Source organism: Streptomyces luteolifulvus, assembly GCF_008806595.1.
In the GTDB taxonomy this organism is placed as follows: domain Bacteria; phylum Actinomycetota; class Actinomycetes; order Streptomycetales; family Streptomycetaceae; genus Streptomyces; species Streptomyces luteolifulvus.
Window position 1 is genome coordinate 1 of the sequence record NZ_VZRB01000011.1, and the last position, 16,132, is coordinate 16,132.

16 protein-coding genes and 1 riboswitch are annotated in these 16,132 nt (G+C 69.0%); of the genes, 13 read left to right on the top strand and 3 right to left on the bottom strand.

Annotated features, from left to right (window positions below):
• The 3 genes from F7R91_RS17545 to F7R91_RS17555 form a co-directional block, all read left to right on the top strand.
• Positions 1–868: cytochrome c oxidase subunit I (locus tag F7R91_RS17545; protein ID WP_191971532.1), on the top strand; the 868-nt coding region annotated here is incomplete at its 5' end.
• Positions 865–1,263 (top strand): cytochrome c oxidase subunit 4, encoded by a 399-nt coding sequence (locus F7R91_RS17550; RefSeq protein WP_150949834.1) that lies wholly within the window; start codon positions 865–867, stop codon positions 1,261–1,263. The genes F7R91_RS17545 and F7R91_RS17550, both read left to right, overlap by 4 nt.
• 130 nt (positions 1,264–1,393) lie before the next feature.
• Positions 1,394–2,671: a L,D-transpeptidase gene (locus F7R91_RS17555; protein WP_150949836.1), complete on the top strand. Its 1,278-nt coding sequence runs from the start codon at positions 1,394–1,396 to the stop codon at positions 2,669–2,671.
• Between the two features lie 122 nt (positions 2,672–2,793).
• On the opposite strand, the gene F7R91_RS17560 is transcribed toward F7R91_RS17555, so the two are convergent.
• Positions 2,794–3,195, bottom strand: a complete 402-nt coding sequence (locus tag F7R91_RS17560; protein WP_150949838.1) for a response regulator — start codon at positions 3,193–3,195, stop codon at positions 2,794–2,796.
• 178 nt (positions 3,196–3,373) lie between these two features.
• On the opposite strand from F7R91_RS17560, the gene ctaE reads away from it, so the two are divergent.
• From ctaE to F7R91_RS17590, 6 genes are all read left to right on the top strand, one after another.
• On the top strand, positions 3,374–3,994 hold the full coding sequence (gene ctaE / locus F7R91_RS17565; RefSeq protein ID WP_150949840.1) for an aa3-type cytochrome oxidase subunit III: 621 nt from the start codon (positions 3,374–3,376) through the stop codon (positions 3,992–3,994).
• 62 nt (positions 3,995–4,056) lie between these two features.
• Positions 4,057–4,866, top strand: coding sequence for a cytochrome bc1 complex diheme cytochrome c subunit (qcrC, locus tag F7R91_RS17570; RefSeq protein WP_150949842.1), 810 nt, complete (start codon positions 4,057–4,059; stop codon positions 4,864–4,866).
• Positions 4,863–5,918 (top strand): cytochrome bc1 complex Rieske iron-sulfur subunit, encoded by a 1,056-nt coding sequence (gene qcrA, locus F7R91_RS17575; protein WP_150949844.1) that lies wholly within the window; start codon positions 4,863–4,865, stop codon positions 5,916–5,918. The genes qcrC and qcrA overlap by 4 nt, the downstream gene beginning before the upstream one ends.
• Entirely contained in the window at positions 5,915–7,549 is a 1,635-nt protein-coding gene (gene qcrB, locus F7R91_RS17580) for a cytochrome bc1 complex cytochrome b subunit (protein WP_150949845.1), read from the top strand. Before qcrA ends, qcrB begins: the two co-directional genes overlap by 4 nt.
• A gap of 138 nt (positions 7,550–7,687) precedes the next feature.
• Positions 7,688–8,752: an anthranilate phosphoribosyltransferase gene (gene trpD, locus F7R91_RS17585; RefSeq protein ID WP_150949847.1), complete on the top strand. Its 1,065-nt coding sequence runs from the start codon at positions 7,688–7,690 to the stop codon at positions 8,750–8,752.
• Between the two features lie 87 nt (positions 8,753–8,839).
• Positions 8,840–8,956: riboswitch (SAM riboswitch) on the top strand.
• 198 nt (positions 8,957–9,154) lie between these two features.
• The gene (locus F7R91_RS17590) at positions 9,155–10,516 is read left to right on the top strand and encodes an aminotransferase class V-fold PLP-dependent enzyme (RefSeq protein ID WP_150949849.1); all 1,362 of its coding nucleotides are present in this window, start codon (positions 9,155–9,157) and stop codon (positions 10,514–10,516) included.
• 140 nt (positions 10,517–10,656) lie between these two features.
• Here the strand turns inward: F7R91_RS17590 and F7R91_RS17595 are convergent, their stop codons facing one another.
• Both F7R91_RS17595 and F7R91_RS17600 read right to left on the bottom strand, forming a co-directional pair.
• Positions 10,657–10,938 carry an Lrp/AsnC family transcriptional regulator gene (locus F7R91_RS17595; RefSeq protein ID WP_150949851.1) on the bottom strand — a complete coding sequence of 94 codons (282 nt, stop codon included), beginning with the start codon at positions 10,936–10,938 and terminating at the stop codon, positions 10,657–10,659.
• A complete protein-coding gene (locus F7R91_RS17600; protein ID WP_408056042.1) occupies positions 10,935–11,696 on the bottom strand; it encodes a rhomboid family intramembrane serine protease in 762 nt (253 codons plus the stop codon). Before F7R91_RS17600 ends, F7R91_RS17595 begins: the two co-directional genes overlap by 4 nt.
• Positions 11,697–11,890: 194 nt before the next feature.
• Between F7R91_RS17600 and F7R91_RS17605 the strand changes: the two genes are divergently transcribed.
• The 4 genes from F7R91_RS17605 (at position 11,891) to F7R91_RS17620 (ending at position 16,123) form a co-directional block, all read left to right on the top strand.
• Positions 11,891–12,130 carry a hypothetical protein gene (locus F7R91_RS17605; RefSeq protein WP_055516474.1) on the top strand — a complete coding sequence of 80 codons (240 nt, stop codon included), beginning with the start codon at positions 11,891–11,893 and terminating at the stop codon, positions 12,128–12,130.
• Between the two features lie 36 nt (positions 12,131–12,166).
• A complete protein-coding gene (locus F7R91_RS17610) occupies positions 12,167–13,516 on the top strand; it encodes an NYN domain-containing protein (RefSeq protein ID WP_150949852.1) in 1,350 nt (449 codons plus the stop codon).
• 314 nt (positions 13,517–13,830) lie between these two features.
• The gene (locus F7R91_RS17615) at positions 13,831–14,865 is read left to right on the top strand and encodes a C40 family peptidase (protein ID WP_150949854.1); all 1,035 of its coding nucleotides are present in this window, start codon (positions 13,831–13,833) and stop codon (positions 14,863–14,865) included.
• Between the two features lie 244 nt (positions 14,866–15,109).
• A complete protein-coding gene (locus F7R91_RS17620) occupies positions 15,110–16,123 on the top strand; it encodes a C40 family peptidase (RefSeq protein ID WP_150949856.1) in 1,014 nt (337 codons plus the stop codon).
• The last annotated feature ends 9 nt before the right edge of the window (positions 16,124–16,132 follow it).

Sequence of the window (16,132 nt, forward strand, 5' to 3'; positions counted from 1 at the left end):
GCCGATGTTCGGCTACATGGGCCTGATCGCGGCGACCATCGCGATCGCGGGTCTGTCCGTGACGGTGTGGGCGCACCACATGTACGTCACCGGCGGAGTGCTGCTGCCGTTCTTCTCCTTCATGACGTTCCTCATCGCCGTACCGACCGGCGTGAAGTTCTTCAACTGGATCGGAACGATGTGGAAGGGGTCCCTGAGTTTCGAGACCCCGATGCTGTGGGCGACCGGCTTCCTGGTCACCTTCACGTTCGGTGGTCTGACCGGTGTCATCCTGGCCTCGCCGCCGATGGACTTCCACATCTCGGACTCGTACTTCGTGGTGGCGCACTTCCACTACGTCGTCTTCGGCACCGTCGTCTTCGCGATGTTCTCCGGCTTCCACTTCTGGTGGCCGAAGTTCACCGGCAAGATGCTCGACGAGCGCCTCGGCAAGATCACCTTCTGGACGCTGTTCATCGGCTTCCACGGCACCTTCCTGGTCCAGCACTGGCTGGGTGCCGAGGGCATGCCGCGTCGTTACGCGGACTACCTCGCCGCCGACGGCTTCACCACCCTGAACACGATCTCGACGATCAGCTCGTTCCTGCTCGGCCTGTCGATCCTGCCGTTCCTCTACAACGTGTGGAAGACGGCCAAGTACGGCAAGCCGGTGGGCGTCGACGACCCGTGGGGCTACGGCCGCTCCCTGGAGTGGGCGACCTCCTGCCCGCCGCCGCGGCACAACTTCCTCACCCTGCCGCGGATCCGCAGCGAATCCCCGGCGTTCGACCTGCACCACCCCGAGATCGCCGCCATCGACGAGCTGGAGAATGCGCCGCACGGCGGTAAGGCGCTGGCCGGCAACGGCGGCAAGGAGGCCGGCAAGTGAGGATCCAGGGCAGGATGTTCATGTGGCTGAGCGTCTTCATGCTCGCCATGGCCATCGTCTATGGCGTGTGGTCGAAGGAGCCCGCCGGCACGACGGCCCTCTTCCTGGCCTTCGGCCTGAGCATCATGATCGGCTTCTACCTGGGCTTCACGGCCAAGCGGGTCGACGCGGGTGCCCAGGACAACAAGGAGGCGGACGTCGCGGACGACGCCGGCGAGGTCGGGTTCTTCAGCCCGCACAGCTGGCAGCCGCTCTCGCTGGCGTTCGGTGGTGCTCTCGCCTTCCTGGCGATCGCGATCGGCTGGTGGCTGCTGTACTTCTCGGCGCCGCTGATCATGATCGGTCTGTGGGGCTGGGTCTTCGAGTACTACCGCGGTGAGAACCGCACCCAGTAGCACACGCTGAGCTCTCTGGAGCCCGGACACTCCGTCAGGAGCGTCCGGGCTCCTGCTTTTGCCGCAATACCCGTCCCTCGTTCGTGTCGCCCAGCGCGCCGCCCTTGACGTGGCTTCCTAGCGTGAAGCCATGAGCCAGACACCCCGCCCCAGACGCCCCCGTCCCCGTACCGTCGTCGGCTGCACGCTGCTGGTGACCGCCCTCATCGCGGGCGTCAACGCCTGCGGCTCGGACGGCAACCCGCTCGCCGAGCGGCCCTACGACGCCGCCGACCAGATCGCCTTCAACGGCCCGTCGGGCGACGGGAAGAAGGCCGACCCGGACACACCCCTGGAGATCACCGCCGAGGACTCGGACGGGCGCATCACGGACGTCACGGCCGTCGACGCGAGCGGCCGGTACGTCACCGGTGAGCTCTCCGCCGACGGCGGCCGCTGGCACAGCACCTCGCCGCTCGCCGCGGACGCCCACTACACCGTCCGCGTGAGCACGGAGGACGAGGACGGCGCGCCCGGCCGCAAGGTCTTCGCCTTCGACACCAGCAGGCCCACGACCAAGAAGCGCCTGACCGTGAAGTTCGGGCCGAAGGCCGGCGAGTACGGTGTCGGCCAGCCCGTCACCGCCGAGCTGAACCGGGCCGTCAAGGACAAGGACCAGCGCGCGATAGTCGAGAGGTCCCTCAGGGTCGAATCCACACCCGCCGTGGCGGGTGCCTGGCACTGGGTGGACGACAAGACGATCCACTACCGTCCCAAGGAGTACTGGCCCGCCCGCGCCACCATCGACGTGCGCAGCGACCTGGACGGCGTCAGGATCAACGACCGCCTCTGGGGCGGCAAGGCCAAGCCCCTCAAGCTCACCACGGGCGACCGCGTCATCGCCGTCACGGACGCCGCGGCGCACTCCATGACGGTCTACAAGAACGACGAGGCGATCAAGCAGATCCCCGTCACCACGGGCAAACCCGGCTTCGACACCCGCAACGGCGTCAAGGTCGTCCTGGGCAAGGAGTCCTTCGTACGTATGCGCAGCAGCACGGTCGGCATCGCCGAGGGCTCCTCGGAGTCGTACGACCTGCCCGTCTACTGGGCAACCCGCGTCACCTGGAGCGGCGAGTACGTCCACGCGGCACCCTGGTCGGTGGGCTCCCAGGGGTACGCCAACGTCAGCCACGGCTGCACCGGCATGAGCACCGGCAACGCGGAGTGGTTCTTCAACACGGTCCGCGAGGGCGACGTCGTCCAGGTCGTCAACTCGGGCGGCGACATGATGGCACCGTTCGGCAACGGCTTCGGCGACTGGAACCTGGAGTGGCCGAAGTGGCGCGAGGGAAGCGCACTGATCGCCGGCACACCGGACGGTCCGAGCCCGGCGGACCAGGCAAGACTGAGGCCGCAGAGCGTCTGAGGCCGACCTCGGGGGCAGCGCACCTCAGGGGCGCGGGGCTGTATCGACAGGCGGCTCCGCCGCGTGGGCGTGACCAGCCACAACGCACCCGCAGCAGCCGGGTCGCCGAACGCAGCGAGCCCCTACGCGCTCTGAAGATTCTTCCGCCGCAGCAAGGAAGCCAGTGCGGACGCGAACTCCACCGGCTCCACCGGCAGCGTCACCGCCGCATCCGCCCGACTCCACGTGGCCAGCCACGCATCCTGAGGCCGCCCGATCAGCAACAGCACCGGCGGACAGTCGAACACCTCGTCCTTGATCTGCCGGCACACACCCATTCCACCCATCGGCACCGCCTCGCCGTCCAGGACGGCGACATCGATGCCCCCCTTGTCCAACTCGCGCAGCACCGCTGCCGGAGTCGCGCACTCCACGAACTCCACGAGGGGGGCGTCGGGAGCGGGCCTGCGCCCGGTCGCCAGCCGCACCTGCTCGCGGGTGTTGGAGTCGTCGCTGTAGACCAGCACCGTGGCGGTCGGCTGCATGTTTCCTCCGGGACGTCAGCGTCGTACGCACAGAACCGATGCGGCGGATGCTACTCCCTTCAGCCCCTGGTCAACACCTGTTCGAACACTTCGTCCATGGGCCATCCGGGCACTCCACACGGTATGAACCCGCCGAACGGCACCCCCCGGGGTGAGGGCGGGATAAGCGACCGACATAATGTCGGTCGTGGCGACAGCAACGACAGTAGATACCGGGCACGCGCACCCGTCGGTCAACCGGCCGAACCTCACCAGCGTCGGAACCATCATCTGGCTGAGTTCCGAGCTGATGTTCTTCGCGGCCCTCTTCGCGATGTACTTCACCCTGCGATCGGTGACCGGGCCCGAGTACTGGAAGGACATGGCGGACAGCCTGAACTTCCCGTTCTCGGCGACGAACACCACGATCCTGGTGCTCTCCTCCCTCACCTGCCAGCTCGGCGTGTTCGCCGCCGAGCGCGGTGATGTGAAGAAGCTCCGGGGCTGGTTCATCGTCACCTTCATCATGGGTGCGATCTTCATCGGCGGTCAGGTCTTCGAGTACACGGAGCTCGTCAAGCACGACGGGCTCTCACTCTCCTCCGGCCCGTACGGCTCGGTCTTCTACCTGACCACCGGCTTCCACGGCCTGCACGTGACGGGCGGCCTCATCGCCTTCCTGCTGGTGCTCGGACGCACCTACGCGGCCAGGAGGTTCACCCACGAGCAGGCGACCGCCGCGATCGTCGTGTCCTACTACTGGCACTTCGTCGACGTCGTCTGGATCGGCCTCTTCGCCACGATCTACATGATCAAGTAGCCGGGCCAGCTCCCGCACATCCAGAAGCATCGACGCAGAAGATCCTGACACCGGGGTAATCCGTGAAAAAGCTCTCCGCACGACGACGCCACCCATTGGCGGCGCTTGTCGTCCTACTCCTCGCGCTGGCATGCACCGGGGGGCTGTACGCCGCGTTCGCACCCGCGAGCAAGGCGCAGGCCGATGAAACCGCCCAGTCCCTCACCATCGAGGAGGGCAAGAAGCTCTACGAGGTCGGCTGCGCCACCTGCCACGGCACCGACGGTCAGGGCAGCTCCGACGGCCCGAGCCTGGTCGGCGTGGGCGCCGCGGCCGTAGACTTCCAGGTCGGTACCGGTCGTATGCCGGCCCAGCAGCCCGGCGCGCAGGTGCCGAAGAAGAAGAACATCTACTCGCAGGCCGAGATCGACCAGCTGGCGGCGTACATCGCGTCGCTGGGTGCCGGTCCGTCCGTTCCGACCGAGGCGGAGTACGGCCCCGAGGGCGCCGACATCGCCAAGGGCGGCGACCTGTTCCGCACGAACTGCGCGGAGTGCCACAACTTCACCGGCGAGGGCGGCGCGCTGACGCACGGCAAGTACGCGCCGAGCCTCGAAGGAGTCGACCCGAAGCACATCTACGAGGCCATGCAGACCGGCCCGCAGAACATGCCTTCCTTCCCCGACACCACGCTGTCGGAGCAGAACAAGAAGGACATCATCGCGTACCTGAACGCGGTCAACGGCGACGACACCGTCAGCCCCGGCGGTCTCAACCTGGGCGGACTCGGTCCGGTCAGCGAGGGCCTGTTCGGTTGGGTCTTCGGACTCGGCGCTCTGATCGCGGTCGCCGTCTGGGTCGCCGCTCGGACCGCAAAGGCCAAGAAGTCATGAGTAGCCAAGACATTCCAGAAGAGAACCTGCCCGCTGAGCAGGACACGCACGGCGCGGTCGGCGTCGCGGACGAGAAGAACCCGTTCGCCGACCCGGGCCTGCCGCCCCACGAGCACCGGATCCAGGACGTCGACGAGCGGGCCGCCAAGCGGTCCGAGCGCAGCGTCGCCCTGCTGTTCACGGTGTCGATGCTGGCGACCGTCGGCTTCATCGCCTCGTACGTGGCGATCCCGGCCGACGAGTCGGTCTACATCTGGCCGATCGGGCACATCAGCGCGATGAACTTCGCGCTGGGCATGACCCTCGGTATCGCCCTCTTCACGATCGGCGCGGGCGCGGTCCACTGGGCCCGCACCCTGATGTCCGATCTGGAGATCGCCGACGAGCGTCACCCGATCGAGGCGCCCCCCGAGGTCAAGACCAAGGTCATGGCCGACTTCAAGCAGGGTGCCAAGGAGTCCGCGCTCGGCCGCCGCAAGCTGATCCGCAACACGATGTTCGGCGCGCTGGCCCTGTTCCCGCTCTCCGGCGTCATCCTGCTGCGCGACCTCGGCCCGCTGCCCGGCGACAAGCTCCGCCACACCCTGTGGTCCAAGGGCAAGCTGCTCGTCAACATGAACACCAACGAGCCGCTGCGTCCCTCGGACGTGGCGGTCGGCTCCCTCACCTTCGCCAAGCCCGAAGGCCTGGAGGAGCACGACGAGGACTTCCAGACCGAGATCGCCAAGGCGGCCCTGTTGATCGTCCGGATCCAGCCGGAGAACATCAAGGACAAGCAGGAACTCGAGTGGTCCCACGAGGGCATCGTGGCCTACTCGAAGATCTGCACCCACGTGGGCTGCCCGATCTCCCTGTACGAGCAGCAGACGCACCACGTGCTGTGCCCCTGCCACCAGTCCACCTTCGACCTCTCCGACGGTGCCCGGGTGATCTTCGGTCCCGCCGGTCACGCCCTGCCGCAGCTGCGCATCGGCGTGAACGACGAGGGCTATCTCGAGGCGCTCGGCGACTTCGCAGAGCCCGTCGGTCCTGCCTTCTGGGAGCGCGGATGAGCACGAACCAGACCACCGAGGCACGGCGCGGCAAAGCGCCGGCCGGCGAGCGCGTCGCCGACTGGGCGGACGGCAGGCTCGGGATCTACTCCCTGGCCAAGGCCAACATGCGCAAGATCTTCCCCGACCACTGGTCGTTCATGTTGGGTGAGGTCTGCCTCTACAGCTTCATCATCATCATCCTCACGGGTGTGTATCTGACGCTGTTCTTCCACCCGTCGATGAACGAGGTGGAGTACCACGGCAGTTACGTCCCGCTGCAGGGACAGCTGATGTCCGAGGCGTTCAACTCGACCATGCACATCTCCTTCGATGTGCGCGGTGGTCTGCTGATCCGGCAGATCCACCACTGGGCGGCGCTGGTCTTCCTCGCCGGCATGTTCGTGCACATGATGCGCGTGTTCTTCACCGGCGCGTTCCGCAAGCCGCGTGAGGTCAACTGGCTGTTCGGCTTCCTGCTGTTCGTCCTCGGCATGTTCACCGGCTTCACCGGTTACTCGCTCCCGGACGACCTGCTCTCCGGCACCGGTGTCCGCTTCATGGAGGGGGCGATCCTGTCCGTGCCGATCGTCGGCACGTACCTGTCGTTCTTCCTCTTCGGCGGCGAGTTCCCGGGCGGCGACTTCGTGGCCCGCTTCTACTCGGTCCACATCCTGCTGCTGCCGGGCATCATGCTCGGCCTCGTGGTGGCGCACCTGATCCTGGTCTTCTACCACAAGCACACGCAGTTCGCGGGCCCCGGAAAGACCAACAACAACGTCGTCGGCATGCCGCTGCTGCCGGTCTACATGGCCAAGGCCGGAGGCTTCTTCTTCCTGGTCTTCGGTGTCATCGCGGCCATCTCCGCGATCGCGCAGATCAACCCGATCTGGGCCATCGGCCCCTACCGTCCGGACCAGGTGTCCACCGGCGCCCAGCCCGACTGGTACATGGGCTTCTCCGAGGGCCTGATCCGTGTCATGCCGGGCTGGGAGATCAACTTCTGGGGCCACACGCTCGTCCTGGGCGTGTTCATCCCGCTGGTGATCTTCCCGCTGGTCCTGGTCGCGATCGCGGTCTACCCGTTCATCGAGTCCTGGGTCACCGGCGACCGGCGCGAGCACCACATCCTGGACCGTCCGCGCAACGCGCCGACGCGTACGGCCTTCGGTGTCGCGTGGATCACCCTGTACATGGTGCTGCTGATCGGTGGTGGAAACGACCTCTGGGCCACCCACTTCCATCTGTCGATCAACTCCATCACCTGGTTCGTCCGGATCGCGTTCTTCGTCGGCCCGGTCCTCGCGTTCGTCATCACCAAGCGCATCTGCCTCGGCCTCCAGCGCCGCGACAAGGAGAAGGTGCTGCACGGCCGTGAGTCGGGCATCATCAAGCGCCTGCCGCACGGTGAGTTCATCGAGGTCCACGAGCCGCTCAGCCAGGACGCACTGCACACGCTCACCGCGCACGAGCAGTACGAGCCGCTGGCGATCGGCCCGACGGTCGACGAGAACGGCGTCGAGCGCAAGGTGAAGGGCTCCGAGAGGCTGCGCGCCAAGCTCAGCGAGGCGTACTTCGGCGAGGAGTCCCAGATCCCGAAGCCCACCGTCGAGGAGTACAAGGAGATCACGAGCGGCCACGGCCACCACTGATCGCTGCGCACGCCACGCCACGGTTGAAGGGCCCCCGTCCGGTCTTCGGACGGGGGCCCTTCGCCATGCCCGGGGCTGGATAGGGTGGTCCTGTTGAGACCCGCGTCCCGGTGTACGGGACCGACCCAGGAGCGGCTTATGAGCGCTGTGACCCCCGCTGGAGGCGACACCGCGGCGGGCCGTTCCTGGCCCCTGCTGCTGAACGGTCTGCTGGAGGGCCGGGACCTCGCCGCGGACGACACCGCCTGGGCGATGGACCTGATCATGCGCGGCGAGGCGACGGACGCGCAGATCGCCGGGTTCGCCGTGGCGCTGCGGGCCAAGGGCGAGACCGTCGACGAGATCGCCGGGCTCGTCCGCACGATGTACGAGCACGCGAACGTGATCGAGGTGCCGGGCGCCACCGTCGACATCGTCGGCACCGGCGGCGACGGCGCGAAGACGGTGAACATCTCCACGATGTCCTCGATCGTCGTCGCCGGTACGGGCGCGAAGGTCGTCAAGCACGGCAACCGGGCGGCGTCGTCGGCGTCGGGCGCCTCGGACGTCCTGGAGAAGCTCGGCGTCAATCTGGAGCTGACCCCGCAGCGGGTGGCGGAGGTCGCCGAGGAGGCCGGCATCACCTTCTGCTTCGCGGTGAAGTTCCATCCGGCGCTGCGTCATGTGGCGGCCGCGCGCGGGCAGTTGGGCATCCGGACGACCTTCAACTTCCTCGGCCCGCTGACCAACCCGGCGAAGGTGAAGGCACAGGCGGTCGGCGTGGCCGATCTGCGCATGGCGCCGATCGTGGCCGGCGTCTTCGCCGAACGCGGCAACTCCTCCCTGGTGTTCCGCGGCGACGACGGCCTCGACGAGCTGACGACGACGTCCACTTCCCGGGTGTGGACCGTCCGCGACGGCAAGGTCACCGAGGAGACCTTCGACCCGCGGGACGTCGGCCTGGAGCTGGTGCCGGTGGAGGCGCTGCGCGGCGCGGACGCGTCGTACAACGCCGATGTCGCCCGCCGCCTGCTGAACGGCGAGACCGGTCCGGTACGGGACGCGGTCCTGCTCAACTCGGCGGCGGCGCTGGTGGCGCTGGAGCCGGGCGACGGACCCCTCACGGACCGGATCCGGGCCGGCATGGACAAGGCCGCGGAGGCGATCGACTCCGGCGCGGCGAAGCGGACGCTGGAGCGCTGGGTGGCGCTCAGCAACGCCTGAACACCCCACGCGGTGTGACGCAAGGCGCAGTCCAGGATCCGGACTGCGCCTTGCGCGTCGAAGATCGTGTGGCAAGATGCTGTACCAGGTCATGAGCGACAGTCATCAGGCCCCGGCCGACTGTCCGGCAACCCTCCGTCCGTGGCGGGGTGCCCCGGGTGAGGACCAGGCCGTAGGCAGCGAGGTCTACGGCAAGCGCGGACCCCTCGCGAAACACCAGGGGTCCTGGTCGTCGAGGGAGCCTTCCGTGAGCAAGCGAATGCGCTAGGGCCGCGAGGCCCGTGGGGCCGAGGCCCCTGGGGCCGCAGTGCCCCGTTTCCGCATCCTCTTTCCACCTTTTCCCACGCTTGAGCCATGCGCGCTCGCGTGGTGATTCCGCCTGCCTTCCACGGGAGTTCAGCCATGTCCGTCTCCACCGCTGCCGCCGCCCAGACCGTTTGTACCCCGCTGCCCGTTCTGGGCCGCGATGTCACCGTCCCGCTCGTCACGGGCGGCGAAGTCACCTACGCCGCGCTCGACTACGCGGCCAGCGCGCCCGCCCTCCAGCGGGTCTGGGACGACGTGGCCGCGTACGCCCCGTACTACGGCAGCGTCCACCGAGGTGCCGGCTACCTCTCCCAGCTGTCCACCGAACTCTTCGAGAACGCCCGCAGGACGGTTGCCGGGTTCCTCGACTGCCGCCCCGACGACCAGCTGATCTTCACCCGCTCCACGACGGACTCCCTCAACCTGCTGGCCCAGGCCCTGCCCGCCGGCTGTCAGGTCTTCGTCTTCGAGACCGAGCACCACGCCTCGCTGCTGCCGTGGAAGGACGCCCGCGTCACCTACCTCGACGCCCCGCGCACCCCCGGCCGGGCCGTTCAGACCCTGGAGCGCGCCCTCGCCGAGCGCGATCCGCAGGGCCCGGCCCTGGTCTGCGTCACCGGCGCCTCCAACGTCACCGGCGAGCTGTGGCCCGTACGGGAGCTTGCGGCGGCCGCGCACGCCCACGGGGCCCGGATCGTCCTGGACGCCGCCCAGCTGGCCCCGCACCACCCGGTGTCCGTCCGCGAGCTCGACGTCGACTGGGTCGCCTTCTCCGGCCACAAGCTGTACGCCCCGTTCGGTTCCGGTGTCCTGGCCGGCCGCGCCGACTGGCTGCGCGCGGCCGAGCCGTACCTCGCGGGCGGCGGTGCCAGCCGCAGGGTCAGCCGACGCGAGGACGGGGGAGTGGACGTCGACTGGAACGACACCAGCGCCCGTCACGAAGCCGGCTCGCCCAACGTCATCGGCGCCTATTCCATCGCCTCCGCCTGCAAGGCCCTCACCGAGGCCGGTTTCGACACCCTGGTCGCCCGCGAGCAGCACCTGATCGCCAAGGTCCGCGAAGGCCTCGCCGAGGTCCCCGAGGTCCGCGTCCTCTCGCTCTTCGGCGACGACGCCCCCCGCGTCGGCGTGATCTCCTTCGTCGTCGAGGGCTGGAACAGCTCCCACTTCGCCGCCGCCCTCTCCGCCGAGTACGGCATCGGCGTCCGCGACGGCCTCTTCTGCGCCCACCCCCTGCTCCGCACCCTGCTCGGCACGTCCCCCCAGGCCCAGGGCGAGTGCGGCGCCCCCGAGGCGACCCCCGGCGAGAAGTCCCTCAACGCCATCCGCGTGAGCTTCGGCGCGGGCACCCCCGACGAACACGTCGAACGCTTCGTGACCGCGGTGAAGGAACTGGTCGCGAACGGCGCGAAGTGGCAGTACAGGACTGAAGAGGGCCGCTGCGTCCCGGCCGTCTGATCAACCGGCCTCGGGGGCGGCCCCCAGGGGTGCGGGGCTGTGTCGCTGTGCGGCTCCGCCGCGTGGGCGCGACGAGCCACAGACGGCCCACAGTCGGACATGATCCGCGCCCCGCAGATCAGTGGGCGGCGTTCAAACGATCAGGAATCCAGCCCGATCGCAAACGCCGCCTCGAGGTCATGCTGCGAATACGTCCGAAACGCAACATGCGTATCAGTGGCCTCCACCCCGGGAATCTTGCTGATGCTCCCGGGAATGACCTCCGCCAGCTCCTCGTGCTCCCGCACCCGCACCATGGCGATCAGGTCATAGGTCCCGGTCACGGAGAACACTTCACTCACGCTGTCCAGCGAAGCGACCTGCTCCGCGATCTCGGGAATCCGGTCCACGCTGGTCTTGATGAGGACGATCGCGGTGATCACGGCTGGTTCTCTCCCTCGGGAGCCGGAGCTGGGGCGGACTTCACTCTAGTCGTACGCCCGAACCGTCCCCAGGCGTAGAGGAAGCCCGCCGAGAACCCGACCAGGTGGGCCAGATACGCCACCCCCGGCCCCTGCGCCGTCCGTCCCGCCGCAAGCCATTGCAGGACCGCCCAGAAGGGCAGCACCACCCACGCGGGGAAACGCAGCGGCACAAAGAACAGGAACGGCAGAAGACTGGTCACCCGCGCCCCGGGGAACAGGTACAGACACGCGCCGAGGACCGCGGAGATCGCCCCGGAGGCCCCGACCAGGGACTGTGCCGAGTCCGAGTTCGCGGCCGCGTAGCCCAGCAGGGCCAGACAGCCGCAGCCGAGGTAGAACAGGAGGAACTGGACGCGGCCCATGCGTTCCTCGGTCAGCCCGCCGAAGACGTAGAGGAAGAGCATGTTGCCGAGCAGGTGCACCCAGCTGCCGTGGACGAACAGGGCCGTCGCGGGCGTGAGCGCGGCCCGGGCGGAGCCCTCGAAGAGTTCGGCCGGGACCACGCCCCAGCGGTGGAAATAGGCCCGCTGTGCGGCGAGCAGCCCGTCGCCGGTGCCGTAGTCCGGACTGAGGCCCGCTGCCGGGCCGGTCACGAAGATCAGGCAGCACACGGCGATCAGTCCGTACGTCACTGGCGCGGCCGGCCGCCGGACCTTCCCGGCCACCCTGCCGGCGAACCGGGCCCAGACAAGCGGTGCGCTCCAGTTGCTGATCACGAACACAGAGCATGACGCACCAGAGCAGGACGTAATGTGACCGAACCGCACAGAGCGCCTCGCCGCCGTGGACGAACGGGCGGCGGGTCCCTGCCAGGCCGTAGGGTTACGAGCCACACGCACGAGCCATACGCGCCGGGGAGCCCGGCGCGTCGCTGACAATGGAAAGCCTAGAAGGAAAGAGCACAGTCACGATGACGGTTCCCCTGCCGACCGCCACCACACGGTGGCGCTGCACCCTCTGCGGCAACCTCACCCGCTTCGACGTGACGCGCTCGTCGAAGGTCGTCGAGTACGTCCATCTCGACCTGGCCGGAGAGTCCAAGGTCGAGGAGCGCGAGGTGGTCAGTGAGACCATCGAGTCGGTGCGCTGCCGCTGGTGCAACGCGGTGGACCAGGTGGAACTCGTGGACAGGCCGGGCGCCGGCTCCTGACGGGAGCGGGCCCCGCACAGGCAATTGGGGTGACGGATGGTGGAGACCGCAGGCGGGGGGCCGGGCGACGGCGCCGCTGAGGTGCTCGACCGTCCGCTGCCCGACGGTGTGCGCCGCAGGGTCGTACAGATCGTCTCGGACGGTTTCGGCGGGCTGACGCTCGGCGAACTGCCCGCGCAGCTGCGGCAGTACGCCCGTTTCGCTCCGAACCGGCGGGCCAAGTTCGCGGGCAACGCGATGGCGGCCGCGCTGGAGACCGATCCGCTGTTCCGGCAGCGCATCGGGGAGAAGTTCAGAGACGCCCAGCCGGAGCTGGCCGGTGCGCTCGACTCCGGTGCGCCGCCACCGGCCGCGGATCCGCTCGATGTGGCGGCCGCGGCCTATGTGCTGCGTCCCACGGGCTGGGTGAAGCTGGTGACCGCGGCGGGCGAGGAGGCCCAGCGGGCGGACGCCGAACGCGCCGACGAGGAGAGCCGGGCCGAACTGGAGCGGCTGCGCGAGGAGCTGGCCCAGGCCCGTGAGCAGACCCGGGTCGACACCGAGCGGCTGCGCGCGGAGCTGGATTCGGCCAGGAAGGAAGCCGACTCGCTGCACCGCAAGCTGCGCGCGGCGGTCAGCGACGTCAAGCGTGGCGAGGCCGCCCTGCGCAAGATCCAGGGCGAGATCGAGGCGGCACGCGCCGAGGGGCAGGCACAGGTGTCCGCCGCCGAGAGCGAGACACGGCGGCTGAAGGCACGGCTCGGCGAGGCGGAAGCCGCCCTGGAGGCCACCCGCAGGGCGGCGCGCGAGGGGCGCAGCGTCGAGGACATGCGGGTACGGCTGCTGCTCGACACGGTGCTCGACGCGGCCCAGGGGCTGCGGCGGGAGCTGGCGTTGCCTCCCGTGTCCGTCCGTCCGGCGGAGACCGTCGATGCGGTCGAACCGGGACGAATGACGCCGAAGGACATCGCCGCGCGTGCTTTGTCCGAGAACGACCCGGCGATTCTCGACCAGTTGCTCGCGCTGCCGCAGGCGCATCTGGTCGTCGACGGCTACAACGTCACCAAGACCGGCTATCCCCAGATGCCGCTGGAGAAGCAGCGGTTGAGGCTGCTCGGGCAGCTCTCGCAGCTCGCCGCGCAGACCGGGGCCGAGGTGACCTGTGTCTTCGACGGGGCCGAGCTGGCCGCGCCGGTGCTGCTGGCGCCGCCGCGCGGGGTGCGGGTGCTGTTCTCCAAGGCCGGCGTCACGGCGGACGAGTTGATCCGCCAGCTGGTGCGCGCGGAGCCGCCGGGCCGTCCGGTCATCGTCGCCTCGACCGACCGTGAGGTCGCCGACGGGGTCGCCCGCGCGGGCGCGCGGCCGGTCGCCTCGGCGGTGCTTCTCAAGCGTTTTTCGCGCGCCTAGACCCGTCCGGCCAACTGCACTGTTGGTCCCTTGAGTCGCGTACGCCCCAACGGCAACGTACGAACTGAATGCCCGAATTGGCGAAACCTTCACGCCACGTAGGGTCAGTCGCGTATCACTGCACGTGAGTTGAGTGCAAAGAATGCGCGGCGGCACCAACATTTTTCGCGTGAGGATTTGAACTGATCACAGGGAGGTCACTAGGGTCTGGCCTCGAACCTCCACTCGGGTGATCACTCATTGGGAGTGACGGTGGAGGAACACCGCCCGCCGGCGTGTCGGTAGGCGGCTGGAGGAAGAAGGAGCTCGCCTTCGTGGCGTCCCACCGTCGACCCAAGCAGCCGAGCCGCACTCGTGTGACCGTGCTCACCACCGCCGCCGCTGCCGCCGTGGCCTTCAGCGCCAACGCGGCCAACGCCGCGCCGAGCGAGAAGCCGAGCAAGGACGAGGTCAAGGCGAAGGTCGACGCACTCTACGAGCAGGCGGAGCACGCCACCGAGAAGTTCAACGGGGCCAGGGAGAAGCAGGAGAAGCTCCAGAAGGAGATCTCCACCATCCAGGACAACGTCGCCCGCGGCCAGGAAGAGCTCAACGAGCTGCGCGACGGGATAGGCCTGGCAGCCGCCGCCCAGTACCGCACCGGCTCCATCGACTCCTCCCTCCAGCTCTTCCTCTCCTCCGACCCGGACGACTACCTCGACAAGGCCTCCACGCTCGACCAGTTGAGCAGCCAGCAGGTCGAGGCCCTGAAGAAGATTCAGGACAAACAGCGCGAACTCGCCCAGCAGCGCTCCGAGGCCTCCGCAAAGCTCAAGGACCTCGCCTCCACCCGAGCCGAACTGGGCAAGAAGAAGAAGGAAGTCCAGGGCAAGCTCGCCGAGGCGCAGAGGCTGCTCAACACCCTCACGGCCGCGGAGAAGGCAGCGCTCGCCGAAGAGGAGGCCCGCGCCAGCCGCTCCGCCAGCGAGCGGGTCGAACTCGGCAACGACACCTCCGCCTCCAGCCGTGCCGCCGCCGCCTTCCAGGCCGCCCAGAGCAAGATCGGCTCCCCCTACGTCTACGGCGCCTCCGGCCCGTCCTCCTTCGACTGCTCCGGCCTGACCTCCTGGGCCTACGCCCAAGCCGGCGTCACCATCCCCCGCACCTCGCAGGCGCAGGCAAGCGCCGGCACGCGGATCTACTCGCAGAGCGCCCTCCAGGTCGGCGACCTCGTCCTCTTCTACGGCGACCTGCACCACGTCGGCTTCTACGCCGGCAACGGCCAGATCCTGCACGCCCCGCGCACCGGCACGGTCGTCCGCTACGAGTCGATCAACAACATGCCGTTCCAGTTCGGCGTCCGCATCTGACGGAATCCCTCGTCGCCTCCGGGGGTTGAGTGCCCCCGAACGGGCGAATCGCCGAAACTCGCGCTGACCCCCACCCCGCCGATGACCTGCGTCAGAGGCGGGGCATCGTGTTGCGCACCGGCCGGGGTCGTTGGTGACAGCCCGGTCACGGGGCTACTGTCTGCCGCGTTTCCCTCGACACGGACCCCGGTCCGTACGCCGGGGGAGCAGTCCGTGTCCGCCAGCGGAAGGAGTGCGGCTTCCCGTGGGGTCCCATCGACGCCTTGTACCGTCCGGGTTCGACCGGGGCGCCAGTGCCGCCCTGTGCGCCCTGTCCGCCGCAGCCGCGGCCCTCGGTGCCGTGCCGGCGGCCGCCGCGCCGCACGACGACACCCGCGCCGAGGTGGACCGCCTCTACGAGGAGGCCGAGCGGGCCACCGAGGCGTACAACAAGGCAGACGAGCGCGCCGATTCACTGCGCGGGCAGGTGCGTGACGCACAGGACCACATCGCCCGGCAGCAGGAGCGGATCAACGTCCAGCGGGCGGAGCTCGGTTCGCTCGCCGGCGCCCAGTACCGCTCCGGCGGCATCGACCCCACCCTCGCGCTGCTGTTCTCCGACGGCCCGGCCGACTACCTCGACAAGGCAGCCGCCCTCGACCGGATCACCGTCCACCAGGCCGGCGAGCTGAAGGACCTCCAGGAAGCCATGCGCCACCTCACGCAGGAGCGCACGGAAGCGGCCGGCAAGCTCGCCGAACTGGAGAAGAGCCGCAGGGCCGCCGCCGCCCACAAACGGACCGTCGAGCAGAAGCTCGCCGAGGCCCGCCGGTTGCTCAACTCCCTGCCGTCCGCGGAGCGCGCCGCCTTCGACCGGGCCTCCCGCTCCGGCCGGGCGGACATGCCCGGCCTCGGGGACGCCGCCCCCTCCTCTGCCCGCGCCGCCGCAGCCGTGGCCGCCGCCCGCTCCGCGCTCGGCAAGCCCTACATCTGGGGTGCGGCCGGGCCCTCCGGCTTCGACTGCTCCGGCCTGATGCAGTGGTCCTACGCCCAGGCCGGCGTCTCCCTGCCGCGCACCTCGCAGGCCCAGCGAAACGCCGGCCGGCAGGTTCCGCTCTCCCAGGCCAGGCCGGGAGACCTGGTCACCTACCGGTCGGACGCCAGCCATGTCGGGATGTACATGGGCAACGGCCAGGTCATCCACGCGCCCTACCCGGGCGCCCCGGTGCGCTACGACCCGGTCGGCATGATGCCGATCTCGTCGGTCACGAGGGTCTGACCTGGAGCC